The organism is Burkholderia sp. MSMB1078WGS, assembly GCF_001528895.1.
Taxonomy (GTDB): Bacteria; Pseudomonadota; Gammaproteobacteria; order Burkholderiales; family Burkholderiaceae; genus Burkholderia.
The window spans coordinates 66,253-90,014 of sequence record NZ_LPDI01000015.1 but is presented as its reverse complement, the minus strand read 5'-3'; the positions used below and the strand labels follow the sequence as shown (position 1 = coordinate 90,014).

The following is a 23,762-nucleotide window of genomic DNA, read 5'->3' as shown; positions in this document are numbered from 1 at the left end:
GGGCTGATCCGGCAGATCGCGCGCCGCTACCTGGAAAACGGGATGTCGGTGGATCCGAACGAGATCATCGTGACGGTTGGCGCGACGGAGGCGATCAACCTGTGCCTGCAGGCGGTGGCGAAGCCGGGCGACACGATCGCCGTGGAATCGCCGACGTTCTACGCGATGCTGCATGCGATCGAGCGGATGGGGATGAAGGCGATCGAGGTCGCCACGCATCCGGAATACGGAATCGACATCGCGGCGCTGGCCGCGATCGCGAAGTCGCAGCCGATCGCCGCGTGCATGGTGATGCCGAACTTCCAGAACCCGCTGGGCTTCCAGATGCCGGACGAGCGCAAGCGCGAACTGGTTGAGTTTGCAACGAAAGCCGGGATGCCGGTCATCGAGAACGGCGTGTACAACGAACTGTATTTCGGCGACACGCATCCGAGCTCGCTGAAGTCGTACGACCGTAGCGGGATCGTGCTGCATTGTTCGTCGTTCTCGAAGAGCCTGACGGCCGCGTACCGGATCGGCTGGGCGCTGCCGGGCCGCTATCGCGAACAGGTCGAGAAGCTGAAGTTCCTGAATACGCTCGCGACGCCGTCGTTGCCGCAGCTCGCGATCGCGGAGTTTCTCGAGCGCGACGGCTACGAGCATCACCTGCGGCGCTTGCGCAAGGCGTATGCGCAGCAAGCGAACCTGATGCGCGCGATGGTGTCGCGGTTCTTTCCGGAGGGCACGCGCATGTCGAGCCCGGCGGGCGGTTACGTGCTGTGGGTCGAGTTGCCCGCGCAGGTCGACGCGATGCGGTTGTATCAGCTCGCGCTGGAGCAGGGGATCACGATCGGGCCGGGCTACATGTTCTCGATCACCGACAACTACCGGAACTTCATCCGCCTGAACTACAGCAGCCCGTGGTCGCCGGATATCGAGCGTGCGGTCATCGTCGTTGGCAAGCTCGCCGCAGTCTGCGTCGGCTGAGCGCACCATCGCGCGGCGCGTCGTCATGTCAGCCGGTACGACTGCGCGCCAGTGCATGCAAGCGTGCCGTCGTCGACGATCAGGCATTCGTTGCGGATCGGCTTGCCGTCGAACCGGCATTGCAGGATCTCCAGCGTGCCGCCCGCATCGCGCCAGCGCGGACAACGCGCCCCTTTGACGGAGGAAGGCGGCACGCGGCTTGCGCGCGTCGCGCGGCGGCCCCTCGCGGAGCGGCCGCCGTGTTGCGCCGCAACGTCGATCATGGGCTACGCCGGTCATGGATCGCGTACACGCTGCAGTCGGCGTTTGCGTGCGCTGCGGGGCGTCTGTACCTGTTCTTTTCAGGACGGACGTCGATAATGGGATCGTTACCTGACTTTCCGGGAGCCACGTCATGACTGGAAGCGATGCTGCGTCCTCACCCGATCTCACGCAAGGGATCGCCCTCGACGATCTCGCCGACGGCGCGATGATCGAGGGCCATGTCGGCGACGCGGCGGTGCTGCTCGTGCGCCGCGCTGACGAACTGTTCGCGGTGGGCGCGCAATGCCCGCACTACGGCGGCCCGCTGGCCCAGGGCCTGCTGATCGGCGACACGATTCGCTGTCCGTGGCATCACGCGGCGTTCTGCCTGCGTACCGGCGAGATGGAGCGCGCGCCGGCGCTCGACGGGCTGACGTGCTGGCGCGTCGAGCGGCGCGATGGCCGCGCCGTCGTATTCGATGCAAGGCCCGCCGCCGTGCCGTCTGCGCCGAAGACAGCCGGGCTGCCAGCGTCGGTCGTGATCGTCGGCGGCGGCGCCGCTGCGATCGCGGCCGCCGTGACGCTGCGGCAGGAGGGCTATCCGCATTCGATCACGCTGCTGAGCGCCGATGCCGATCCGCCGTACGACCGGCCGAACCTGTCGAAGGATTACCTCGCGGGCACGGCTCAGGCCGACTGGCTGCCGCTGCGTGCGCCGTCGTTCTATGCCGAGCAGCGGATCGACGTGCGCTGCAACACGCGGGTCGTGCGCATCGATCCCGCGCAGCGGGCGGTCGAGCTGGCCGACGGCAGCCGTGTCGAATACGGTGCGCTGCTGCTCGCCACCGGCGCCGAGCCGAACCGGCTGAACGTGCCGGGCGCCGATCTGCCGCACGTCTGCCTGCTGCGCTCGCGTGCCGATTGCGATGCGCTGATCGGCAAGCTGAAAACGGCACGCCGTTGCGTGGTGGTCGGCGCGAGCTTCATCGGGCTCGAAGCGGCCGCCGCGTTGCGCACGCGCGGGCTCGACGTGCACGTCGTCGCGCCCGATGCGCATCCGATGGGCCGCGTGCTCGGCGATGCGCTCGGCGACACGATCAAGGCGCTGCACGAAGCGCACGGCGTGGTGTTCCATCTCGGCGCGACGCCCGCGCGGATCGGGCCGGACAGCGTGACGCTGTCGAGCGGCGACGTGCTGCCGGCCGACGTCGTGGTGGTCGGCATCGGCGTGCAGCCGAACGTCGGGCTCGCGCAGGACGCGGGGCTCGCCGTCGAACGCGGCGTGACGGTCGACCGCTTCCTTCGGACGAGCGCGCCCGACATCTACGCGGCCGGCGACATCGCGCGCTGGCCCGATCCGCTCACGGGCGAGCGGATTCGCGTCGAGCACTGGGTCGTCGCCGAGCGGCAGGGCAGCGTCGCGGCGCGCAACATGCTCGGCCAGCGGCGGCCGTTCGACGCCGCGCCGTTTTTCTGGAGTCAGCAGTACGACCTGACGATCCGCTATGTCGGCCATGCGGAGCAATGGGATCGCGTCGAGATCGACGGCAACCTCGGCGCGCACGATTGCACGATCGGGTACTGGCGCGGCAACACGCGGCTCGCGGTCGTGACGATCGGGCGCGATCTCGACAGCCTGAAGGCCGAAGCCGCCCTCGAGCGGCAGATGTCCGCCGCGTGACGGCCGAACCGCCGATGGAGGCGAGAGGGGCCCCGACGTCCGTGCACGTTTCAGAACCGCGTTCGCGCCGCGCATCGCGACGCGCGGATGTTCCGGGCGTCGTTACCGGTCGCGCGTCCTGATCATCACGCGCCCCTGGTCGATGCCGCCGCGCAGCGCTTCGTCGCACGTGAGCCATTCGGGCGTGACGAGTTCGGGCGCGGGCAGATCGACCGGCGCGCCGTCGCGGAAGATCCGCACCTGCGCGACCCACGCGCCGTTCGCGTTGCGCGTCGCGTCGACGCGAATTTCGTGATCCATGAAAATGTCGGTGGCTTGCATCGGTCGGGGCCCTCCGTCGTGCGCGAATGCGGTGCGTCGATCGTATCAGCAACGCGCGACGTGTTGTCCTGTTCCGATATCGACGCGCCGCGCGCCGCTGGGCGGCGACGCGACCGACACGACACCGCCGATCGGCGCCGCACCGACGCTCGTCGAAGCGATCTCGAACGCGCATGACGGCAGCGGCCCGGCGACGGGCCAACGCGTCGGCACAACCCCTCCTCGAAAACGAAGCGCTTCCTGTCCGTGCATCGCGCCGCACGTGCGCAGCACAGGAGCATGCCTTGCTCGATCGGCTCGACGGTCACATTCACCGTTTCCGCTTTCGACAAGGAGGGCCAGACATGAAAGCAGTCGTATTTCACGGCATCGGCGACATTCGCATCGACACGGTGCCCGATCCGGAAGTCTCCGAGGCGACCGACGCGGTCGTGCGCCTGACAGCCAGCGCGATCTGCGGCACCGATCTGCACATGGTGCGCGGCACGCTCGGCGGCATGAAGCCGGGCACGATTCTCGGCCACGAAGGCGTCGGCATCGTCGAGGCGGTCGGGCGCGACGTGCGCAACCTGCGGCGCGGCGATCGCGTGCTGATTCCGTCGACGATCGCGTGCGGCAGTTGCGCATACTGCCGCGCGGGCTACACCGCGCAATGCGACGCCGCGAACCCGGGCGGGCCGCGGGCAGGCACCGCGTTCTTCGGCGGCCCGGCCGATACGGGCCCGTTCGACGGGCTGCAGGCCGAATACGCGCGCACGCCGCTTGCGCACGCGAGCCTGATCCGGCTGCCCGATGCGATCGACGACGATCGCGCGATCCTGATGTCGGACATTTTCCCGACCGGCTATTTCGGCGCGCAGCTCGCGGAAGTGAAACCCGGCGATACGGTGGCCGTGTTCGGCGCGGGGCCGGTCGGCCAGTTCGCGATCGCGAGCGCGAAGCTGATGGGCGCCGGGCGCGTGATCGCGATCGACCGCATCGCGTCGCGGCTCGAGATGGCGTGCGCGCAGGGCGCCGAGATCGTCGATTTTTCCGAGGACGATCCGGTCGATACGGTGCTGCGGCTGACGGGCGGGATCGGCGTCGATCGCGTGATCGACGCGGTGGGCGTCGACGCGATGCGCGCGACGCACGGGCCGGCGGCGGCCGATCGCGAGGCTGCGCGCGCGTTCGATGAGGAAGTCGACGCGATCGCGCCGCACCGCAAGCCGGACGGTCGCAACTGGGTGCCGGGCGACGGGCCGTCGCAGGTGCTGCAATGGGCGGTGCGCGCGGTCGCGAAGGCCGGCACGGTCGCGGTGATCGGCGTGTATCCGCCGGCGGCCCGCGTGTTTCCGGTCGGCGAGGCGATGAACCGCAACCTGACGATCAAGATGGGCAACTGCAATCACCGGACGGTGACGCCGCCGCTCGTCGAGCTCGTGCGCAGCGGTGCGTTCGATCCGCTGTCGGTGCTCACGCGCTGCGAGCCGCTGACGAACGCGATCGACGCGTACCGCGCGTTCGACGTGCGCGAGCCGGGCTGGATGAAGGTGAAGCTGACGCCGTGACGACACGAACCTCAACCGGGAGCACTGCAATGACGGATCGATACGACAACTGCATGGCCGCGTGCGACGCCTGCGCGCACGCGTGCGACACCTGTGCGGCCGCCTGCCTCGCGGAGCGCGACGTGCATGCGCTGGCCGGCTGCATCGCGCTCGACATCGAATGCGCGCAGCTGTGCCGCTTCGCGTCGGGCGCGATGGCGCGCCGCAGCGCGTTCGCCCCGCGCATTTGCGGGCTGTGCGCGCACGCGTGCGACCTGTGTGCGGCCGAGTGTTCGCGGCATGCGCACGAACATTGCCGCCGTTGTGCGCTGGCGTGCGAGGCCTGCGCGGCGATGTGCCGCGCGATGGCCTGAGCACGGGCGCTTACGGCGTGTCCTGAACTTCGCGCGCGACGCGCTGGAGCAACGCATCGAGCACGGCCATCTCGACGGGCTTCACGAGATGATCGTCGAAACCCGCGAGTTCCGTGCGCGCGAGATCCGACGCGCGTGCATGGCCGGACAGCGCGACACAGGTCGTGTCGCGCAGCGCGTCGATCGTGCGCAGTTCCTCCAGCAGCGCGAAGCCGTCGACGTCCGGCATCGTCAGGTCGAGCAGCATCAACTGCGGCGCATAGTCGCGCGCGAGCGCCAGCGCGTCGGCCGCGTTGTACGCGACGCGCGGTGCATGGCCTTTCAGTTGCAGCAGCACCGCGAGCGTGTCGGCCGAGTCGCGGTTGTCGTCGACGATGACGATGCGCAGCGGCACGGCGGCAGGCTGCAGGGGCGCGGCAGGCGCGTGCGGCTCGGCGTGCTCGTTGCGCGTCGTTTGCACGATCGGCAGCCAGACCGTGAACGTCGCGCCGTGGCCGGGCCCGTCGCTTTTCGCGACGATCCGCCCGCCGTGCAGTTCGACGAAGGACCGGCAGATCGCGAGACCGAGCCCGAACCCGCCGGACGGGGAGTGGCCCGACGCACCTTCCTGCTGGAACAGGTCGAAGATCGTTTCGAGCGCGCCGGGCGCGATGCCCACGCCGTGATCGACGACGTCGATCGCCACCGACGATCCGTCGATACGCGCGCCGACGTCGATCCGGCCGCCGTGCGGCGAGAATTTCGATGCGTTGTCGAGCAGGTTGTGCAGCACCTGGACGAGCCGTGCGTCGTCGCCGTGCAGCACCACGGAATCGTCGGGCAGGTCGACACGGATCCACTGCCCGCGCGCGGCCAGTTTCGGCTGGATGCTCTCGACGCCGCGGCACACGATGTCGCGCACGGTGACGGGGCGATCGTCGAGCTCGACCTTGCCGGCCGTGATGCGCCCGACGTCGAGCAGATCGTCGACGAGCCGTGTCAGTTGCCCGACCTGACGGTGCACGGCGTCGCGGCACTGCGCGAGCGCGGGTGCCGGATCGGGCAGGCTCTGCAGCACGCCGACCGAATTGCGCAGCGGCGCGAGATGATTGCGCAGCTCGTGCGCGAGCATCGCGATGAATACGCTGAGCCGGTGTGTCGACGCTTCGAGCGCCTCGAGCCGCTTGCGCTCGGTCATGTCGCGCGTGATCTTGATGAAGCCGCACAGCTGGTGCGTCGCGTCGTGCACCGGCGTGATCGTCACGCTCGCCCAGAACTGCGTGCCGTCCTTGCGCACGCGCCACCCTTCGTCCGCGAAGTGGCCGTGCGCGGCGGCCAGCGCGAGCCCGTGCGCCGGCCGGCCGGCCGCGATCGCGTCGGACGGATAGAACAGCGAGAAGTGGCGGCCGAGGATCTCGGCGGCGCGGTAGCCCTTGATGCGCTGCGCGCCGGCGTTCCAGGTCGCGACGTTGCCGTGCGGGTCGAGCATGAACACCGCGTAGTCGGTGATCGACTCCACCACGGTCTGGAACCGGAATTCGGCGAAGCGATGCAGCAGGTCCCGCGCGTCGTGCGAGCCAGGCGGCAGAGGCGGGTGAAGATCGGCGTCGTCGTTCGTCATCAGGGCGGCAGGTCCAAAATGCGGGCGGCCGAATACCGTCCGCCCGCCGCCGGATACGCCGGGGGCGGCTACGCGAACCGGATTGGCACGTCCGAAAGAATAAAGGAACTCGATTCAGGCGATCAATGGGTGCGCATCGGCCGTGCCGTCCACCGCACCGCGAGCCGGATTCGCGCCGGAGCGCCCGACGGCGGCCGGCGCGGCATGCCGATTGCACGACCGTTCGGTCCCCCTGCCGTGCCGCAGCCGTCCGGCCGCGGCACGGCAGGCAAGCCAGGCAAGGAGATCGACATGAACAGCACGCTGAATCCCGACAACGAACCGGCCGGCCCGGACGACGACAACGCCAGCCGCGGCCGCGACGGGCGCGCGCTCGGCCCGAGCGATTCCTCCGACAGCGGCAGCGACACGGCGGGCGCGCGGCGCCATCCGTTCGACGTCGATTCGCCGCTCGACGATCACGCGCTCGAACGCGGCGACGCGTCGCTCGACAGCGATACCGACCGCGCGGGTACCGGCGAGCGCGCGTCGGCGGACGGCGACTCGACGCTCGAGGAAGGCGCCGACATCGAGCCGGACCGCACCGAGCGGCTGAGCGAGCCCGGTCGCACGGACGAACCGGGCGACGGGGGCGAGGCCGGCGGCGCGCCGTGACGCCCGACACGCAAAAACTGCAATCGCGTTGCAGATTGGGGCGCCTGGCGGCTTGCCGGCGCTGCGGCGCACAACCGTCGCGGCCCGGCAACGGCGCCGGCACGCGATTTGCATTGACCCGACCGACGCGCGTCGCGATCCGGCATGGGGCCGCGCGGCGCAGGCGCGATCAAGGAGAGACACGATGCAACGACGATATCCCGGACGGCACGGCGAGCGTGGCGGCCCGCCCGACTGGCAGGAGCGCAACGAACGCGCGTACCGGGGCGCCGGCGAGCGCGGCATCCCGGACGACCCGGCACTGTGGCCGGAAGAAGACGATGAATCGGCTTACCGCCGCTTCGCGAGCGAGGACGTGGGCCCGGAAGACTGGGGCAGCGAATGGACCGAGCGCGCCGCGCGCCCGGCCGACCAGCGGCGCGGCGGCACCGACCCGGACTGGCCGGGCGGCGCGCGCCAGCCGGCGCGGGACCCCGAGCGCGGCTACGGCGGGCCGGCCCGCCGCGCGGAGGGCCGCGAAGGCCGGTACGGCGGCGAGCGCCCGGAATTCCGCGGCCAGCACCGGATGGGCTGGTACGGCGGCGAGCGCGACGTCGGTAATCCCCGCAGCGATCCCCGTGGCGACCCGCGCTACGGCGGTCGCGCCCCCGACCTGTCGCGGTTCGGCAGCGAAGCCGAACGCGACGCGCTGCGCCATCGCCGCGGGCCGAAAGGCTATACGCGCTCGGACGAGCGCATTCGCGAGGACGTGTGCGAGCGGCTCGCGCATGCGCTCGAGATCGACGTGAGCGACGTCACCGTGCAGGTGAAGGAGGGGCGCGTCGAACTGGACGGCACGGTGCCGGCACGCTGGATGAGGCACGACATCGAGGATCTGGCCGATGGCTGCATGGGCGTGCGCGACGTCGAGAATCGCGTGCGCGTGCGCCGCGACGGCGAACACGATACGGGCATGGTGCTGCATCCCGATCAGCGGACCGTCACGCCGACCCAGCCTGCCGCGCGCGACCCCGAGCCCGGCACCGTCGTGCCCGGCCGCGAGCGCGAATCGCGCCATTGACGCCCGTGCGTGAAACGGCCAGACCCCGACCGCGGGCAACGCGTGCATGACGACCGGAATCGACGACACGCCAATCAGGCACCGTGATGCCCCTGCAGCCCGCGAGCGCCGCGACGCGCGCGGCTTGCGGCTGCGGATCGCGGCCGAACTCTGGCGCGCGATCTGGCATTACCGCGCGCGCGTGCTCGCCGCGATCGCGCTGCTGGTGCTCGCGAAAGCGGCGGCCGTCTCGGTGCCGCTGCTGCTCAAGGACATCGTCGACGGTTTCGGCCGCGTGGCCGGCCAGCCGCTGGCGTGGCCGGTGCTGCTGCTGTTCGCGTACGCGGTCGTGCGCTTCGCGTCGAACGCGCTGAACGAAGTACGCGACATGACCTTCGTGCAGGTCACGCAGCATACGGTCGCGTCGTTTACCGTGCGCACGTTCGGTCACCTGCACCGGCTGGGCGCGCGTTTTCATGCGCAGCGCGAGACCGGCGCCGTCGTGCGCGACCTCGAGAAAGGCACCGCCGGCATCGGTTATCTGCTCGGCGTCGCCGTGTTCACGATCGTGCCGACGGCCATCGAGATCGGCTCGGTGCTCGTGATCGTGATCGGCAAGTACGGCGGCGGCTTTACCGCGATCATTCTCGTCACGTTCGCCGTCTACGCGGTGTATACGGTGGTGTTCACGCGCCGCCGCATGCGTTTCCAGCGGCGAGTGAACGCGCTCGAGGCCGAGTCGAATTCGCGGGTGGTCGACAGCCTGCTGAACGTCGATACGGTCAAGTACTTCGCCCGCGAGGACGTCGAGCGCGACCGGCTCGATCGCGTGCTCGACGCGTGGCGCGAAGCCGGCGTCGACAATCAGTACGCGCTGTCGACGCTGCATATCGGGCAGAGCGCCTGCATCGGCGCGGGGATCGCGGCCGTGATGCTGCTCGCCGGGCAGCAGGTCGCGCGCGGCGCGATGACGATCGGCGATCTCGTGCTGATCAACGCATACATCATCCAGATCAGCCTGCCGCTGAACGCGCTCGGCTTCGTGTTTCGCGAGGCGAACGATGCGATGACGAACATCGAGCGGCTGTTCGGGCTGCTCGATGCGCGCGGCAAGCCCGGCGAGGACGGCGATGCGCCCGGTGCGCAGCCGCTCGTCGTGCGCGGCGGCGCGATCGAGTTCGAGCATGTCGACTTCGGCTACGAGCCGAGCCGGCAGATTCTGTTCGACGTGTCGTTCCGCATCGAGGCCGGGCAGACGATCGCCGTGGTCGGCGGCAGCGGCTCGGGCAAGTCGACGCTCGCGCGACTGCTGTTCCGGCTGTATCAGCCCGACGCGGGCACGATCCGGATCGACGGCCAGGACTTGCGGCTCGTCACCGAGCGCAGCCTGCGCGACGCGCTCGGCATCGTCCCGCAGGACACCATCCTGTTCAACGACACGCTCGCGTACAACATCGCATACGGCAAGCGCGATGCGACCCGCGGCGAAGTGATCGCGGCCGCGCGCGGCGCGCAGCTCGACGCGTTCATCGAGCGGCTGCCCGACGCGTACGACACGCGCGTCGGCGAGCGGGGCGTGCGGCTGTCGGGCGGCGAGCGGCAACGTGTCGCGATCGCGCGCGCGTTGCTGAAGGCGCCGCCGATCGTCGTGTTCGACGAGGCGACGTCGGCGCTCGACACGCGCTCGGAGCGGGCGATCCAGCAGGAGTTGATGCGCGTCGCGCAGCATCGCACGAGCCTCATCATCGCGCACCGGCTGTCGACGATCGTCGATGCCGATCGCATCCTCGTGATGGAGCACGGCCGGCTCGTCGAGCACGGCACCCACGACGAGCTGCTCGAAAGCGGCGGCGTGTATGCGCAGATGTGGTCGCTGCAGGCGAAGCAGCGCGAACTGGAACGCACGGAGGCGAAGTTCGCGCGGCAGCCGGTGCGGATCAACCCGATGGTGTCGCAGGTGCTCGATTCGCTGGCGGAGGCGGCCGCGCAGCGCGGCGTGCCGGTGTTCCGCCACGTGTCCGACGAGGATCTCGTCGTCAAGGCCGATCCGGCCGCGCTGCGGCGCTTCGTGTGGGAACTGTGCCGCGGCGCGATCGACGCGAGCAGCGGCGGGCAGCTCGAGGTGCGCACGGCGCGCCACGATCCGGAAGCGCGGATCACGATCGCGTGCGCGGGCGTCGACGCCACCGAACTGTCGCTGATCGATCTCGAACGATTGCAGGACGCGATCGAGGAGGCCGGCGGCTACGTCGTGCGCGAACGCGACGATATCGGCGTGACACTGCACCTGTCGCTGCCGATGTGCGCGGTGGCGCCGGCGTCGATGCAGCCGGACGGCGCCGTGCCGAACGCGGGCGCCGGCGCGACGGCCAAGCCGCTCGACGGCCTGCGCATCGCGTGCGTGGACGACCACGACGAGGCGCGCGACGCGCTCACCGCGCTGCTGGAGGTGGCCGGCGCCGACGTGCGCGCGTATGCGTCGGGCCAGGCATTGCTGGACGACCTGTGGCGCGCGCGCCGGGCCGACTGGCCGGCGCTGCTCGTTTGCGACATCGATCTCGGCGACGACGAGGAGGACGGCTACACGGTGATGTCGCGCGTGCGTCAGCTCGATGCCGCGCGCGATCGCGACGGCCGCGCGCCGCTCGAGGCGCTGGCATTGTCCGGCCATGCGCGCGATCGCGATCGCACGCGCGCGGTCGAAGCCGGTTTCCATGCGTACCTGACCAAGCCCGCGGTAGCGGCCGACCTGATCGCGGCGTTGCGTGCGCTCGCGTTTTCCTCCGGAGAAATCCATGCCGAACCTTCTGAATTCGACGACACCCGAAGCCCCGAACGCGCGTCGCGGCGGTAGTGCGTTCGCCGACCGCCAGGCGGCGGTGGCGGCCGTCGAGCTGCTGTTGCCGAGCCTGGCCGCCGCGCTGCAGAGCGACTTCGTCGGCGACAGCGGCTGCCTGCACATCGTGATCATGGACCCGGCGCTCGGGCCGCACGACGCGGCGTTCGAGGACGCGATCCTGTACGAGTTTTCGCTGCCCGACCCGAAGGACTGGGACGCCGACTATCGCGCGTATGCGCGCGCCAAGGCGCGGCTGTCGTGGGAAACGGGCCGCGACGGCCATGTCGTGCAGGCGCTCGAGCCGTACCGGCTGCGCGCGGGCGACACGAACCTGTGGGGCGGCGTCGCGCTCGGCGGCATCGTGGTCGGCGTGTCGGGCGCGCAGCCGTGGTTCGACGAGGCGTTCGCAGGTTGCATCGCGCACTGCCTGCGCGCGCTCGCGAAGCACCGTGCGCAGGCGACGCCCGACGGGCTCGCGATCTGAGGGGGCCGCCCAGGCGCGGCCGCCCGGGACCCGTTTTTACAGCCGGTTATAAAAAAGCCAGCGAGCGTGCGGCACGGCCCGATGCGGCGCGGGCGCGCGCGAGCCGGCACGGTTTTCGCTGTATCTCCTCCACGGACGGTTGTCGCGACAAGCGTCGCCGTCAGCCGGATTGCTTTTCCGACATCGACAGGAGGTGCAGGTGAACGCGACTCACGATCCAGCCAGACCGCCGCTCGCCGGCCGGACCGCCCTCGTGACCGGGGGCGGCCGCGGTCTCGGTGAAGCCATTTGCGAAGAGCTTGCGCGCCATGGCGCGCACGTGGTGGTCGCCGATCTCGACGGCGATCGCGCGGCGGCCGTCGCGCAGCGGCTCGAACGGCACGGCGGGCAGGCGGTGGGCCGGCCGCTCGACGTGCGCGACGAAGCGTCGGTGCTGCAGGTCGTGCACGATGCGCGCGAGTCGCTCGGCGAGCTCGACGTGATCGTCAACAACGCGGCGATCGACGTGACCGCGCCGATCGACGACGTGAGCGTCGACGCGTGGCAGCAGGTGCTGATGACGAACCTGTTCGGCCCGTACCTGATGTGTCACGCGGCCGTGCCGATGATGAAGGCGCGCGGCGACGGGCATATCGTCAACATCGCGTCGACCGCGTCGAAGCGGGCGTGGCCGAACGCATCCGCGTATCACGCGACGAAGTGGGGGTTGCTCGGCCTGTCGCACGCGCTGCATGCCGAACTGCGGCCGAGCGGGGTGCGCGTGTCGGCGATCGTCGCGGGCGGGATGCGCACGCCGTTCCTGCTCGACCGTTTTCCGGACATCGACGAGGACACGCTGCAGCCGCCGGAGCACGTCGCGGCCGCCGTGCGTTTCGTGCTGACCCAGCCGCCGGGCACGGTCGTGCCGGAACTGATGGTGCTGCCGATGAAGGAGACGTCATGGCCCTGAAGCGCGAACGGCGGCTGCCCGGCGCGGTGCTGCTCGACAAGGACGGCACGCTGCTCGACGACGTGCCGTACAACGTCGATCCCGCCCGGATGCGCCTCGCGCCGGGCGCAGCGCGCGCGCTGCGCACGCTCGGCGCGACCGGCATGCCGCTGGCGGTCGTGTCGAACCAGTCGGGCGTCGCGCTCGGCCGCTTTACCGAAAACGAGCTTGGCGCGGTCCGCCAGCGTCTCGCCGAACTGTTCGAAGCGAATGGTGCGACGCTGGCGGATTTTTTTTACTGCCCCCATCACCCGCGGGGCAGCGTGCCGCGCTACACCTGCGACTGCATCTGCCGCAAGCCGCGCCCCGGCATGCTGCGGCGCGCGCTGGCGGCGCTCGGCGCCGTGCCCGAATGGAGCTGGATGATCGGCGACATCCTCGACGACGTCGAGGCCGGCCGCGCCGCACGCTGCGGCACGATCCTGGTCGACTGCGGTCACGAGACGGAGTGGCGCGTCAACGCCGCGCGCACGCCGCTCCACGTCGTCGACCGCGTCGACCTGGCCGCCGACATCGTCGTGCGCGAAGCCGTGCGCCGGCACGGCTCGGGAGTGCGGCGATGAACATGGCCTGGAGCCGCGCCCGCCGCATCCTGTGCGTGCGGCTCGACAGCATGGGCGACGTGCTGATGACGACGCCCGCCCTGCGCGCGCTGAAGGAAAGCGGCGCCGACCGCCGGCTGACGCTGCTGACGTCGCGCACGGGCGCCGCGCTCGCCAGGCATCTGCCGATGGTCGACGACGTGTGGCGCTACGATGCGCCGTGGGTCAAGCATCCCGACGTGCGCGGCGATCCGGTGGCCGATCTCGACATGATCGACCGGCTGCTGGCGGGCCGCTTCGACGCGGCCGTGATCTTCACCGTCTACAGCCAGAATCCGTTGCCCGCCGCGATGATGTGCTGGCTCGCCGGCATTCCGCTGCGGCTCGCGCATTGCCGCGAGAACCCGTACGAACTGCTGACCGACCGCGTGCCGGAGACCGAGCCGGAATCGCACGTGCGCCACGAGGTCGCGCGTCAGCTCGCGCTGGTGCGCACCGTCGGCGCGACGACGTCGGACTGGCGGATGGCGTTCGACCCGGGCGACGCGGCGCGGCGCGCGGTGCACGCGCGCTTGCAGGCCGCGTTGCAACGCGTCGGCGGCGCACGCGGGCCGGATGCGCGGCGCGCGCGCTGGCTGGTCGTCCATCCGGGCGCGAGCGCGGCGTCGCGGCGCTGGCCGGCCGAGCGTTTCGGCGAAGCCGCCGCCGCGGTCGCGCCGCTGTTCGACGGCATCGCGGTGACGGGCAGCGCGGGCGAACGCGAGCTGATCGACGCGGTGTGCGAACGCGCCGGGCCGCGCGCCGTGCCGCTCGCCGGCGTGCTGCCGCTCGGCGAACTCGGCGCGCTGATCGAGACGGCCGACCTGCTGCTGTCGAACAACAGCGGCCCCGTGCATCTCGCGGCCGCGCTCGGCACGCCGGTGGTCGACCTGTACGCACTGACCAATCCGCAGCACACGCCGTGGCGTGTGCCGCACCGTGTGCTGAACGTCGACGTGCCGTGCCGCAACTGCTACCGCAGCGTGTGCAACCAGCCCGGGCATCCGTGCCTGCGCGGCGTGAGCGTCGACGACGTGGTCGCCGCCGTGCACGCGCTGCTGCACGGTCGCGCGCGCCATGCGCAACGCTTGGCCGCGCGGGCCGCTGCGCCCGGCAGCGAGCCGGTCGCGGCGCACGCATCGAACGTGCTTCCGTTCGCGCACGTCATCACGAGGAACTGACGCATGCCTGACCCGATCCATACGCTCGGCATCAACGCCGCTTTTCACGACAGCGCCGCGTGCATCGTGCGCGACGGCGTCGTGATCGCGGCGGCCGAGGACGAACGCTTCACGCACGTGAAGCACGCGAAGCGCCCGGTGCCGTTCTCGACCTGGGAGCTGCCCTTCCACGCGATCGACTATTGCCTCGCGGAAGCCGGCATCACGCTCGCGGACGTGGACCACGTCGCGTATTCGTACGACCCGTGGCTCGAACTCGACCGCGAAGGCACGGAGCCGGCGCTGACCCTGCCGCTGTCGCCGTCCGCGCATGCGCCGCGCGACGACGGCGCGTCGCCTTGGCATCCGCTGTTCCTGTCGTCGATCGTCAACGCGCCGCGCCAGCTCGCGGGCGGCGCGCCGCATCATCTGCAGCGGCGCTTTCGCGGCGTCACGCACGACGGGCCGTTCCGCTGGCATTTCATCGAGCACCATCTCGCGCACGAGGCGAGCGCGTTTCTCGCGGCGCCGTTCGAACGCTGCGCGGTGATGACGATGGACGGGCGCGGCGAGCGCGCGACGACGAGCTACGGCGTGTTCGACGGCCGCTCGTACCGGCGGGTCGGGCAGGTCAACCTGCCGCATTCGCTCGGGCTGCTGTACGAGCGCGTGACCCGCTATCTCGGCTTCCTGCACTCGTCCGACGAATACAAGGTGATGGCGCTCGCGTCGTACGGCAAGCCGGTGTTCGCCGACGAGATGCGCAAGCTGGTGCGGTATCGCGGCGAAGGGCGCTATGACGTGGTCGACGGCGATCTGGCCGCGCAATTCGGCCCGCCGCGCGAACGCGGCGGCCCGATCGAGCCGCATCACTGCGACATCGCGCATGCGTTGCAACTGGTGCTCGAGGAGACGACGCTGCAGGCGGTCGACTGGCTGGCCGCCGAAACCGGCGAGCGGCAGCTCGCGATGGCGGGCGGCGTCGCGCTGAACTGCGTGATGAACGCGAAGATTCGCGATCGCGGCCCGTTCGACGACGTGTGGGTGCAGCCGGCCGCCGGCGACGCGGGCACGGCGCTCGGCGCCGCGCTGTGGGCCGACTTCCGGATGCGCGGCGAGCGCGGCGACTGGCGGATGGATCATGCGTATCTCGGGCCGGCCTACGACGACGACGCGATCGAGGCGTTCCTGAAGGAAGCGCAGCTGCCGTACCGGCGGCTCGCCGACGTCGCCGCGCAGACGGCCGCGCTGCTCGCGGCGAACCGCGTGATCGGCTGGTTCCAGGGGCGCATGGAATTCGGCCCGCGCGCGCTCGGCGCACGGTCGATCCTCGCGTCGCCGATCGACCCGGACATGCAGCGCAAGCTGAACCGGATCAAGGATCGCGAGGATTTCCGGCCGGTCGCGCCGGTCGTGCTCGAAGACCGTGCGCATCACTGGTTCAGCGGCGGCCGGCGTACGCCGCTGCGCGCGCCGTTCATGCTGTTCGTGTACGACGTCGTGCCCGAGCGCGCCGAGAGAATTCCGGCGGTGCGCCACATCGACGGCACCGCGCGCGTGCAGACCGTCGACGAAACGCAGCACCCGCTGCTGCATGCGTTGCTGACCGAGTTCGACGCGCTCACCGGCGTGCCGGTGCTCGTCAACACGTCGTTCAACACGCGCGGTGAACCGATCGTGTGCTCGCCGCGCGACGCGATCGAATGCTTCTGGACGTCGCCGCTCGATGCGCTCGTGATCGGGCCGTTCCTGCTGGAGAAACCCAGATGAACGCGCGCGACACGCAACTGCCGCCGGTCGTGTCGGTCGTCGTGCCCACCTACCGGCGGCCCGACCTGCTCGCACGCTGCCTCGACGCGCTGTGCGTGCAGGTGTTCGATCCGACCACCTACGAGATCGTCGTCGTGGACGACGATCCGGCCGGGAGTGCGCGCGCCGTCGTCGATGCGTGCCGCACACGCGTAACCGACGTGCCGGCGATCCGCTACATGACCGCACCCGACACGCAGGGCCCGGCCGGCGCGCGCAACGTCGGCTGGCGCAGCGCGTGCGGCGCGCTGATCGCGTTCACCGACGACGACACGATTCCCGATCCGACCTGGCTGCGCCACGGCGCGGCCGCGCTGCTGGCCGAACCGTCTGCGGCGGCCGCGGCCGGCCGGATCGACGTGCCGCTGCGGCCGTGCCCGACCGACTACGAGCGCGATGCGGCGGGGCTCGCGCATGCGGAATTCGCGACCGCGAACTGCTTCGTGCGGCGCGCGGCGCTCGAACGCGTCGGCGGCTTCGACGAGCGCTTCACGCGCGCGTGGCGCGAGGACGCCGACCTGATGTTCGCTCTGCGCGAGCATGCGGGGCCGATCGTCGAGGCCGACGCCGCGCGCATCGTGCATCCGGTGCGTCCCGCGCGCTGGGGATCGAGCATCGGCGCGCAGTCGAAGGTGTATTTCGATGCGCTGCTGTACAAGAAGCATCGCGCGACTTACCGGCGTCATATCCGGCCGATGCCGCCGTGGCATTACTACGCGGCCGTGCTCGCCGCGCTCGGCGCGCTCGGCTGCCTCGCGGCCGGCTGGCCGGCGCCGGCCATCGCGTGCGCAGTGGTGTGGGCCGCGATTACCGCGGGGTTCTGCGCGAAACGGTTGCGCGGCACGCAGCTCACGCCGTCGCATGTGGCCGAAATGATCGTCACGTCCATCGCGATTCCGCCCGTGTCGCTGTACTGGCGCATGCGCGGCGCGCTTCACTTCCGGGTGCTCTTCCTATGAAGCTCGATCCCAGCGTCGATTCCGACGGCCCGCGCGGCCCCAAGCGGATCGCGGTGTTCCGCGCGCTGCAGCTCGGCGACATGCTGTGCGCGGTGCCCGCGCTGCGTGCGCTGCGGCGCGGCGAACCGGATGCGCGCATCACGTTGATCGGCCTGCCGTGGGCGCGCGAGTTCGCGTCGCGCTTTTCGGACTACATCGACGGTTTCATCGCCTTCCCCGGCGCGGCGGGGCTCGCCGAACAGCCCGAACCCGACGCGGCCACGCGCGAGGCGTTCATCGCCGAATGCCGCTCGCGCGACTTCGACCTCGCGATCCAGCTGCACGGCAGCGGCGCGCACACGAATGCGATCGTCGCGTCGCTCGGCGCGACGCGCACGGCCGGCTTCGTGCCGGCCGACGGCGGCACGGCCGCGCTCGACTGCACGCTCGTGTGGCGCGACGACGAACCGGAAGTGGCGCGCTATCTGGCGCTCACGCGCAAGCTCGGTTACGCGGACTGGGGCGACTACCTCGAATTCCCGCTCGGCGGGCTCGACTACGCGCTGTGGCACGTGCTCTGCGACGAACACGCGCTCGATCCCGGCCGCTACGTGATCGTCCATCCCGGCGCGCGGATGCCATCGCGGCGCTGGCCGGTCGAGCGCTTCGCGCTCGCTGCGCGGCAGCTCGCCGACGACGGCTGGCAGATCGTGCTGACCGGCACGCGCGCGGAACTGGTGCTGGCGAGCGCGTTCGCCGAGCACCTCGGGCGGCCGTGCGTGAACCTGTGCGGCCGCACGCCGCTCGGCGCGCTCGCCGCGCTGATCGCCCGCGCGCGGCTGCTGCTGTGCAACGACACGGGCGTGTCGCACGTCGCGGCGGCGCTCGGCACGCCGAGCATCGTCGTCGCATGCGGCAGCGATACGGCCCGCTGGGCGCCGCTCGACGCCGAACGCCATCGCGTGCTCGCGAACTACCCGGCGTGCCGGCCGTGCATGTTCGATACGTGTCCGTACGGGCACGAATGCGCGACGGCGATCGGCGTCGGCGAAGTGATCGATCGGGCGGGCGAGCTGCTCGCCGAGGAGAGACGTCATGTCACGTAAGCGGTTGCGCGTGCTGACCTGGCACGTGCATGGCAACTACCTGTATTACCTGTCGCAGGCGCCGCACGATTTCTACATCGTGACGAAGCCGCAGCATCCGCCCGGCTATGCGGGCCGCGTCGGGCACCTGCCGTGGGGCGACAACGTGCACGAGGTGCCGGCCGAGTGCGTGCGCGACACCGCATTCGACTGCGTGCTGTACCAGCACGTGAATCATTACCGGAACGACCGCCTGCGGCTGCTGAGCGAAGCGCAGCGCGCGCTGCCGACGCTGTTCGTCGAGCACGATCCGCCGCGCGAGCATCCGACCGACACGCTGCATCCGGTGCAGGACCCGAACGTGTTGTTGGTGCACGTGACGCCGTTCAACGCGCTGATGTGGGACAACGGCGTGACGCCGACACGCGTGATCGAGCACGGCGTGCTGCTGCCGGAAGGCGTCGAGTATCACGGTACGCTGCCGAAGGGCGTGGCCGTGGTGAACAACCTCGCGCGCCGCGGCCGGCGCCTCGGCGCGGACCTGTTCGAGGTGGTGCGGCACAGCGTGCCGATCGATCTGGTCGGGATGGGCTCGACCGAACTCGGCGGGATCGGCGAAGTGCCGAACCCGGCGCTGCCGCAATTCCTGTCGCACTACCGGTTCTTCTTCAATCCGATTCGCTACACGAGCCTCGGGCTCGCGGTGATCGAGGCGATGATGATCGGGCTGCCGATCGTCGCGCTCGCGACGACCGAGATGGCGCAACTCGTGAAGACCGGCAGCAACGGCGTGGCCGATACGCGGCCGGCCGTGCTGATCGACGCGATGCGGATGCTGATTCGCGATCAGGAACTGGCGCGCGAGTGGGGCGCGGCGGCCAGGCGTGACGCCTGCGAGCGATTCGGCATCGAGCGCTTCGCGCGCGACTGGGACGCCGCACTGCGCGACGTGACGGCGTGACGTGGCGAAGGCGACGTGGCGAGGGCGACGTGACGAAGGCGGCGTCACCCGCCGTCTTCATTGCGTCGTCGCGGGCGGCGAAGTGGGCGGGCTGCCGCCGTTTGCGGCGCCTGGCGCCGCCGGCGCGCTGCCGCTGGCCGCATTGCGTTCGCTTTCGGGCAGCAACGCGAGGCGGTTGTACAGCGTTTTCAGGCTGATGCCGAGCGCCTTCGCGGTGCGCGGCTTGTCGCCGTTGAAATGACGCAGCGACGCGACGATGAAGCGCTGCTGCGTGTGCGCGAGCGTCGTGCCGATATGCAGCGTCATCGCGTTGTGGCGTACTTCCTCGCGCGGCGGCTGGCGGCGCGGCAACTGCAGTTCGATCTGCTCGTCGGCGAGGATGAACGCGCGCTCCAGCGCGTTGCGCAGTTCGCGCACGTTGCCGGGCCACGTGTACGCGCGCAGCGCCTTCATCGCCTGCGTCGACAGGCGCTTCCTCGTGCGGTGCCGCGCGTTCAGCCGTTCGACGATCTGCAGCGCGATGTCGCCGACGTCGTCCTCGCGCTGCCTGAGCGCGGGCACGTGCAGCGCGACCGGCGCGATCCGGTAGAACAGGTCTTCGCGCAGCCGGCCGCTGCGCAGTGCCTCGACCGGATCGTGGTGGGTGGCCGCGACGATCCGCACGTCGAGCGGAATCGGCTCGTGGCCGCCCACGCGCACGATCGTGTTGGTTTCGAGCGTGCGCAGCAGCTTGACCTGCAACTCGGCGGGCATCTCGGCGATCTCGTCGAGAAACAGCGTGCCGCCGCGCGCGGCCTCGAACATGCCCACATGTTGCGCGACGGCGCCCGTGAAGCTGCCTTTTTCGTGACCGAACAAGTGCGACTCCGCGATGTCCTTCGGAATCGCGCCGCAGTTGACGGGCACGAACGGCCCGCGCCGGCGCGGGCTCATGTCGTGAATGAGCCGGGCGACGATATCCTTGCCCGCCCCGCTTTCGCCGACCACCAGCACACTCACGCGGGTGGCGGCGACGCGCGACACTTTCAGCAGCAAATCCTGAATTGTTCGCGAACGCCCGAACAGTCGCGTGCCGTCATCGTCGGATTTCGACATGGAGTATGACCGAGTTGGGAAGTTTTGACCGAAGGTGTCGTGATCAGGTAAAAAACGACGTGGCACACGTCGTCTTTCACGTATGCAGGATACCTTTTATACCGATTCGTCGACATTGAATCTGGCAATGCGGCTGGCGCCGGCAGATAGATTTATTCGATGAACGGCGAATGCACGACACCGTTCTTCTATACTGCTAAGCACTCGTTTTCAGTGCAGGACCGCCTGTCTGCCCGATCGTGTGCAGCGTTGAAGATGCGTCGTGTGCCCGCTGACGTGCATGACGCTGCACGTGTCGCGGTGCCGGCCCACCTATGCGCCGGGCCGCATCAAAAGGAGCCTCGATGCCTTACGTCCTGATCGTCGAAGACGACGCCGATACGCGAACGATGCTGGCCACGCTCGCACGCACGCAGCAGCTTTCGTGCGATACGGCCGCGACGCTTGAAGAAGCGCGCACGCTCGTCTCGACGCATACCCCCGATCTCGTGCTGTGCGACCTCGTGCTGCCCGACGGCAACGGGATGGATCTGTTCGACGCATTGCCCAAGCGCGGGCATTGCGAAATGGTGTTGACCACCGGCCACGCGAGCCTCGAAACCGCGATCGACGCGTTGCGGCGCGGCGCGACCGACTATCTGGTGAAGCCGCTCAACATGCAGCGGCTGAACAGCATCTTCGCGCGCGTGCCGCGCACGACCGCGCTGCACGAGGAAATCGCGGAGCTGCGCTCGGAGTTGCAGCGGCTCGGCCGGTTCGGCCGCATGCTCGGCAGCTCGCCGGCGATGCAGGCCGTCTACGATGCGATCGGCCGCGTCGCGCGCACCGAAGCGTCGGTGCTGCTCACCGGCGAATCGGGCACCGGCAAGGAGCTCGCCGCGCAGACCGTGCACGACCTCAGCCTGCGCCGCCGCGGCCCGTTCCTCGCGGTGAACTGCGGCGCGATCGCCGCGAATCTCGTCGAGAGCGAGATGTTCGGCCACGATCGCGGCAGCTTCACCGGCGCGGAACGCCAGCACAAGGGCTTTTTCGAACGTGCGGACGGCGGCACGCTGTTTCTCGACGAAATCACCGAGATGCCGGTCGAATCGCAGGTCAAGCTGCTGCGCGTGCTGGAGACCGGGCGCGTCACGCGGCTCGGCTCGACGCGCGAGATCGACGTCGACGTGCGCATCGTCGCCGCGACGAACCGCGACCCGGAGGCGGCGATGGCGGAAGGCAAGCTGCGGCCGGACCTGTTCCACCGGATCAACGTGTTTCCGATTCCGCTGCCGTCGCTGCGCGAACGCGGCGACGACATCCCGATGCTCGCCGACGCGTTCCTGCAGCGCTACAACGAGGAAAGCGGCCGCAACCTGCGCTTCGCGCCCGCTGCCCGCGAAGCGCTGAAGAGCTACGAATGGCCCGGCAACGTGCGCGAGTTGCGCAACTTCGTGCAGCGCGCGAGCATCTTCACCGATGCCGACGTGATCGAGACGCTGCCTCCGCCGATCATGGACGAGCTGTCCAGCATGGTCGATTCGCATGAAGATCGCGTGACGGTGCCGTTCGGCACGCCGCTCGAGGAGGTCGACCGCAAGCTGATCCTCGGCACGATCGCGCAGTGCGGCGGCGTGAAGGCGCAGGCGGCCGAGGTGCTCGACGTCAGCCTGAAGACGATCTACAACCGGCTCGCGCAACTGGAAGACGAAACGGAAAAACCGGATTCCTGATGTGGCCCCGATCGCGCTCATGTTCCCGCTCATCGTCCCGTTTCGGCTCCGCGGTGCGCGTCGCGCTCGAGCCGGCGGCGCATGCGTTCGACGTGCGGCGGAATGGCGCGGCGTTCGCGCAGGATCCACGGCAGGCCAGCGAACGTGCGCACGATCGCCCGTTCGCGGCGCAGCAGCGGCAGCATGCGCATCGTGTGCAGCCACGCGGCCGCGGCCGGCCATCTGAGCCACGCCGTCCATACCGCGTTGCGGGCGGCGGTGCGCGCGCGCGTGGGCCGGTCGCGCTGCGCCGACGGGTAGTGATGGACCGTCAGGTGGGGCGCATACACGAGCCAGTGGCCGGCGCGAGACAGATCGAGCGCGAGCAGCGCTTCCTCGCCGCCGAGAAAGTAGCGCGGATGGTAGCCGCCCGCGCGCACGAACGCGTCGCGCCGGAACGCGGTCGCACCGGCCAGCAGCCCGAGGATCGGGCGGCCCGGCAGCGCGACGGGCGCGTCCAGCGGGCTGTCGGCCATCAGCCGGCAGGTCGGGTCCTCGCGCCGGTCGGGGCCGACGAGCACGCGCGCGGTGACGGCCGCGACGTGCGGATACGCGTCGAGCAGGTTCGCGGCTTCGGCGATCGAACCGGGCGCCCACCACGTGTCGTCGTCGCAGAACCCGACATGGCGCGTGCGCGCCACGGCGACGCCGAGATTGCGGCCGGCTGCGCCGAGGTTGCCCGGCGCATGCACGAGCGCGACATGCGCGAAGCGCTCGCGGATCAGCGCGGCCGTCTCGGCGTCCGCCGCGTTGTCGACGACGACGATCGCCGGCCGGTCGGGCAGCGCGGAAAGATGTTCGAGCGTGCGCGCGAGTTCGGCGGCGCGCCGGCAGGTCAGCACGATGGCGGTCATGCGCGGCTCGCCCGGCGGCAGCGCGACGCGCGCGGGCGTTACGCGGACGTGACGTCGCATTCGAGCCGCCAGGTCATTTCGGGTTCGTGGAGAGCGGCGCGCATATGAGGTTCGAACAGCGTTACCTGGCTTGCATATGTATCGACGGCGGCGGCTTTCGCGGTGGCGCCTTTCGTGTCGCCGCCGGCCGGCGGCGCGACCGGATGCGCGATCCAGCCGCGCTCGCGCCAGCCGATCACGCGCCTCGCCATCAGCCCGTCGATGCGGCGATACGGCACGTCCTCGTAGAAGCGCCAGATGCGCGACGGATCGTCTTCGCGCAGCAGCGACAGCATGGCCTCCTGCACCTGCAGGTGATCGCGGTGGAACAGGCCGGCCGGCGCGAGCACGCCGAAGCCCGGGTGCGCGTCGATCGTCGCGGCCACGTGTGCCGCGATCGCGGTCGACGTGGCCGGGATGCCGTACTGGTCGTCGAGGAAGTCGAGCCACACGGGGCGTGCGTCGAGCAGTGCGAGCGCGCGGCGGTCTTCGTCGCGGCGCGCGCGCACCGCTTCGTCGGCGTCGTGAAACCCTGCGCGGCGATCCCACGGCGGCGCGGGCATGCCGCGCGGCGGGATCCCCGCGAATACGGTGACGACGATCGAGCCGGGCGCCTGCGCGAGCAGTTGCCCGCAACTGAAGACGGCATCGTCGAGATGCGGCGAGACGACGAGCCAGCGTGTCGGGTCGGGCATGGCGTGAGGATCTCCATCGTGAGCGGCCGGGCCGCCGGTGCCGATCGGCCAGCATGCGCCGTGCCCGCCGGCGGCG

General features: G+C 70.3%; 22 protein-coding genes. 16 read left to right on the top strand and 6 right to left on the bottom strand.

Translation table 11 applies throughout. The annotated features are described in order from the left end of the window. The coding region (locus WT24_RS03375; RefSeq protein WP_156441740.1) for a PLP-dependent aminotransferase family protein at window positions 1-966 on the top strand (966 nt) is incomplete at its 5' end. A gap of 23 nt (window positions 967-989) precedes the next feature. Here WT24_RS03375 and WT24_RS35705 read toward each other — a convergent pair. After that, window positions 990-1,229 (bottom strand): hypothetical protein, encoded by a 240-nt coding sequence (locus WT24_RS35705; protein WP_060031250.1) that lies wholly within the window; start codon window positions 1,227-1,229, stop codon window positions 990-992. 131 nt (window positions 1,230-1,360) lie between these two features. On the opposite strand from WT24_RS35705, the gene WT24_RS03365 reads away from it, so the two are divergent. Continuing rightward, window positions 1,361-2,890 carry an FAD-dependent oxidoreductase gene (locus WT24_RS03365; protein ID WP_060031247.1) on the top strand — a complete coding sequence of 510 codons (1,530 nt, stop codon included), beginning with the start codon at window positions 1,361-1,363 and terminating at the stop codon, window positions 2,888-2,890. A 102-nt stretch (window positions 2,891-2,992) separates the two neighbouring features. Here WT24_RS03365 and WT24_RS03360 read toward each other — a convergent pair whose 3' ends face one another. Continuing rightward, window positions 2,993-3,211 carry a DUF6566 family protein gene (locus WT24_RS03360; RefSeq protein WP_059502900.1) on the bottom strand — a complete coding sequence of 73 codons (219 nt, stop codon included), beginning with the start codon at window positions 3,209-3,211 and terminating at the stop codon, window positions 2,993-2,995. A gap of 344 nt (window positions 3,212-3,555) precedes the next feature. Here WT24_RS03360 and WT24_RS03355 point away from each other — a divergent pair, with 344 nt between their 5' ends. Continuing rightward, window positions 3,556-4,761: a zinc-dependent alcohol dehydrogenase gene (locus WT24_RS03355; RefSeq protein WP_060031244.1), complete on the top strand. Its 1,206-nt coding sequence runs from the start codon at window positions 3,556-3,558 to the stop codon at window positions 4,759-4,761. A 29-nt stretch (window positions 4,762-4,790) separates the two neighbouring features. Then, window positions 4,791-5,114, top strand: a complete 324-nt coding sequence (locus WT24_RS03350) for a four-helix bundle copper-binding protein (RefSeq protein WP_034209281.1) — start codon at window positions 4,791-4,793, stop codon at window positions 5,112-5,114. A gap of 10 nt (window positions 5,115-5,124) precedes the next feature. Here the strand turns inward: WT24_RS03350 and WT24_RS03345 are convergent, their stop codons facing one another. Continuing rightward, window positions 5,125-6,714 (bottom strand): ATP-binding protein, encoded by a 1,590-nt coding sequence (locus tag WT24_RS03345; protein ID WP_060031241.1) that lies wholly within the window; start codon window positions 6,712-6,714, stop codon window positions 5,125-5,127. A gap of 291 nt (window positions 6,715-7,005) precedes the next feature. Between WT24_RS03345 and WT24_RS03340 the strand changes: the two genes are divergently transcribed. The 11 genes from WT24_RS03340 to WT24_RS03290 all read left to right on the top strand — a co-directional run bounded on the left by WT24_RS03340 (window position 7,006) and on the right by WT24_RS03290 (window position 19,252). Next, complete coding sequence (locus WT24_RS03340; protein WP_059503034.1) at window positions 7,006-7,368, top strand: hypothetical protein; 363 nt, start codon at window positions 7,006-7,008, stop codon at window positions 7,366-7,368. 184 nt (window positions 7,369-7,552) lie between these two features. Further along, window positions 7,553-8,428 (top strand): BON domain-containing protein, encoded by an 876-nt coding sequence (locus WT24_RS03335; RefSeq protein WP_059794131.1) that lies wholly within the window; start codon window positions 7,553-7,555, stop codon window positions 8,426-8,428. 46 nt (window positions 8,429-8,474) lie between these two features. Continuing rightward, the gene (locus WT24_RS03330) at window positions 8,475-11,261 is read left to right on the top strand and encodes an ABC transporter transmembrane domain-containing protein (RefSeq protein WP_060031238.1); all 2,787 of its coding nucleotides are present in this window, start codon (window positions 8,475-8,477) and stop codon (window positions 11,259-11,261) included. Beyond that, complete coding sequence (locus WT24_RS03325) at window positions 11,203-11,730, top strand: hypothetical protein (protein ID WP_060031236.1); 528 nt, start codon at window positions 11,203-11,205, stop codon at window positions 11,728-11,730. The genes WT24_RS03330 and WT24_RS03325 overlap by 59 nt, the downstream gene beginning before the upstream one ends. A gap of 199 nt (window positions 11,731-11,929) precedes the next feature. Then, entirely contained in the window at window positions 11,930-12,679 is a 750-nt protein-coding gene (locus tag WT24_RS03320) for an SDR family oxidoreductase (RefSeq protein ID WP_059503032.1), read from the top strand. Continuing rightward, window positions 12,670-13,281 carry an HAD-IIIA family hydrolase gene (locus tag WT24_RS03315; protein ID WP_059502890.1) on the top strand — a complete coding sequence of 204 codons (612 nt, stop codon included), beginning with the start codon at window positions 12,670-12,672 and terminating at the stop codon, window positions 13,279-13,281. Before WT24_RS03320 ends, WT24_RS03315 begins: the two co-directional genes overlap by 10 nt. After that, on the top strand, window positions 13,278-14,480 hold the full coding sequence (locus tag WT24_RS03310) for a glycosyltransferase family 9 protein (protein WP_060031233.1): 1,203 nt from the start codon (window positions 13,278-13,280) through the stop codon (window positions 14,478-14,480). Before WT24_RS03315 ends, WT24_RS03310 begins: the two co-directional genes overlap by 4 nt. Before the next feature lie 3 nt (window positions 14,481-14,483). After that, window positions 14,484-16,229, top strand: a complete 1,746-nt coding sequence (locus WT24_RS03305; RefSeq protein WP_060031230.1) for a carbamoyltransferase C-terminal domain-containing protein — start codon at window positions 14,484-14,486, stop codon at window positions 16,227-16,229. Next, window positions 16,226-17,227, top strand: a complete 1,002-nt coding sequence (locus tag WT24_RS03300) for a glycosyltransferase family 2 protein (protein WP_060031227.1) — start codon at window positions 16,226-16,228, stop codon at window positions 17,225-17,227. Before WT24_RS03305 ends, WT24_RS03300 begins: the two co-directional genes overlap by 4 nt. Further along, complete coding sequence (locus WT24_RS03295) at window positions 17,224-18,312, top strand: glycosyltransferase family 9 protein (protein WP_060031224.1); 1,089 nt, start codon at window positions 17,224-17,226, stop codon at window positions 18,310-18,312. Before WT24_RS03300 ends, WT24_RS03295 begins: the two co-directional genes overlap by 4 nt. Beyond that, window positions 18,302-19,252, top strand: coding sequence for a glycosyltransferase family 4 protein (locus WT24_RS03290; protein ID WP_059502880.1), 951 nt, complete (start codon window positions 18,302-18,304; stop codon window positions 19,250-19,252). Before WT24_RS03295 ends, WT24_RS03290 begins: the two co-directional genes overlap by 11 nt. Window positions 19,253-19,309: 57 nt before the next feature. Here the strand turns inward: WT24_RS03290 and WT24_RS03285 are convergent, their stop codons facing one another. Continuing rightward, a complete protein-coding gene (locus WT24_RS03285) occupies window positions 19,310-20,347 on the bottom strand; it encodes a sigma-54-dependent Fis family transcriptional regulator (protein WP_059502878.1) in 1,038 nt (345 codons plus the stop codon). Between the two features lie 344 nt (window positions 20,348-20,691). Between WT24_RS03285 and WT24_RS03280 the strand changes: the two genes are divergently transcribed. Then, window positions 20,692-22,059 (top strand): sigma-54 dependent transcriptional regulator, encoded by a 1,368-nt coding sequence (locus tag WT24_RS03280; protein ID WP_059502877.1) that lies wholly within the window; start codon window positions 20,692-20,694, stop codon window positions 22,057-22,059. A 29-nt stretch (window positions 22,060-22,088) separates the two neighbouring features. Here WT24_RS03280 and WT24_RS03275 read toward each other — a convergent pair whose 3' ends face one another. After that, the gene (locus WT24_RS03275; RefSeq protein WP_060031221.1) at window positions 22,089-23,012 is read right to left on the bottom strand and encodes a glycosyltransferase family 2 protein; all 924 of its coding nucleotides are present in this window, start codon (window positions 23,010-23,012) and stop codon (window positions 22,089-22,091) included. Next, window positions 22,991-23,686: a PIG-L family deacetylase gene (locus WT24_RS03270; RefSeq protein ID WP_060031263.1), complete on the bottom strand. Its 696-nt coding sequence runs from the start codon at window positions 23,684-23,686 to the stop codon at window positions 22,991-22,993. The genes WT24_RS03275 and WT24_RS03270 overlap by 22 nt, the downstream gene beginning before the upstream one ends. Window positions 23,687-23,762: the final 76 nt, after the last annotated feature.

What these genes read in the sequence shown, in the direction of transcription:
- WT24_RS03335 (WP_059794131.1), top strand. Translation starts at nt 7,553, where the DNA reads ATGCAACGACGATATCCCGGACGGCACGGCGAGCGTGGCGGCCCGCCC.
- WT24_RS03350 (WP_034209281.1), top strand. Translation starts at nt 4,791, where the DNA reads ATGACGGATCGATACGACAACTGCATGGCCGCGTGCGACGCCTGCGCG.
- WT24_RS03280 (WP_059502877.1), top strand. Translation starts at nt 20,692, where the DNA reads ATGCCTTACGTCCTGATCGTCGAAGACGACGCCGATACGCGAACGATG.
- WT24_RS03315 (WP_059502890.1), top strand. Translation starts at nt 12,670, where the DNA reads ATGGCCCTGAAGCGCGAACGGCGGCTGCCCGGCGCGGTGCTGCTCGAC.
- WT24_RS03270 (WP_060031263.1), bottom strand. Translation starts at nt 23,686, where the DNA reads ATGCCCGACCCGACACGCTGGCTCGTCGTCTCGCCGCATCTCGACGAT.
- WT24_RS03275 (WP_060031221.1), bottom strand. Translation starts at nt 23,012, where the DNA reads ATGCGACGTCACGTCCGCGTAACGCCCGCGCGCGTCGCGCTGCCGCCG.
- WT24_RS03305 (WP_060031230.1), top strand. Translation starts at nt 14,484, where the DNA reads ATGCCTGACCCGATCCATACGCTCGGCATCAACGCCGCTTTTCACGAC.
- WT24_RS03285 (WP_059502878.1), bottom strand. Translation starts at nt 20,347, where the DNA reads ATGTCGAAATCCGACGATGACGGCACGCGACTGTTCGGGCGTTCGCGA.
- WT24_RS03340 (WP_059503034.1), top strand. Translation starts at nt 7,006, where the DNA reads ATGAACAGCACGCTGAATCCCGACAACGAACCGGCCGGCCCGGACGAC.
- WT24_RS03345 (WP_060031241.1), bottom strand. Translation starts at nt 6,714, where the DNA reads ATGACGAACGACGACGCCGATCTTCACCCGCCTCTGCCGCCTGGCTCG.
- WT24_RS03330 (WP_060031238.1), top strand. Translation starts at nt 8,475, where the DNA reads ATGACGACCGGAATCGACGACACGCCAATCAGGCACCGTGATGCCCCT.
- WT24_RS03355 (WP_060031244.1), top strand. Translation starts at nt 3,556, where the DNA reads ATGAAAGCAGTCGTATTTCACGGCATCGGCGACATTCGCATCGACACG.
- WT24_RS03295 (WP_060031224.1), top strand. Translation starts at nt 17,224, where the DNA reads ATGAAGCTCGATCCCAGCGTCGATTCCGACGGCCCGCGCGGCCCCAAG.
- WT24_RS03310 (WP_060031233.1), top strand. Translation starts at nt 13,278, where the DNA reads ATGAACATGGCCTGGAGCCGCGCCCGCCGCATCCTGTGCGTGCGGCTC.
- WT24_RS03290 (WP_059502880.1), top strand. Translation starts at nt 18,302, where the DNA reads ATGTCACGTAAGCGGTTGCGCGTGCTGACCTGGCACGTGCATGGCAAC.
- WT24_RS35705 (WP_060031250.1), bottom strand. Translation starts at nt 1,229, where the DNA reads ATGATCGACGTTGCGGCGCAACACGGCGGCCGCTCCGCGAGGGGCCGC.
- WT24_RS03360 (WP_059502900.1), bottom strand. Translation starts at nt 3,211, where the DNA reads ATGCAAGCCACCGACATTTTCATGGATCACGAAATTCGCGTCGACGCG.
- WT24_RS03325 (WP_060031236.1), top strand. Translation starts at nt 11,203, where the DNA reads ATGCCGAACCTTCTGAATTCGACGACACCCGAAGCCCCGAACGCGCGT.
- WT24_RS03300 (WP_060031227.1), top strand. Translation starts at nt 16,226, where the DNA reads ATGAACGCGCGCGACACGCAACTGCCGCCGGTCGTGTCGGTCGTCGTG.
- WT24_RS03365 (WP_060031247.1), top strand. Translation starts at nt 1,361, where the DNA reads ATGACTGGAAGCGATGCTGCGTCCTCACCCGATCTCACGCAAGGGATC.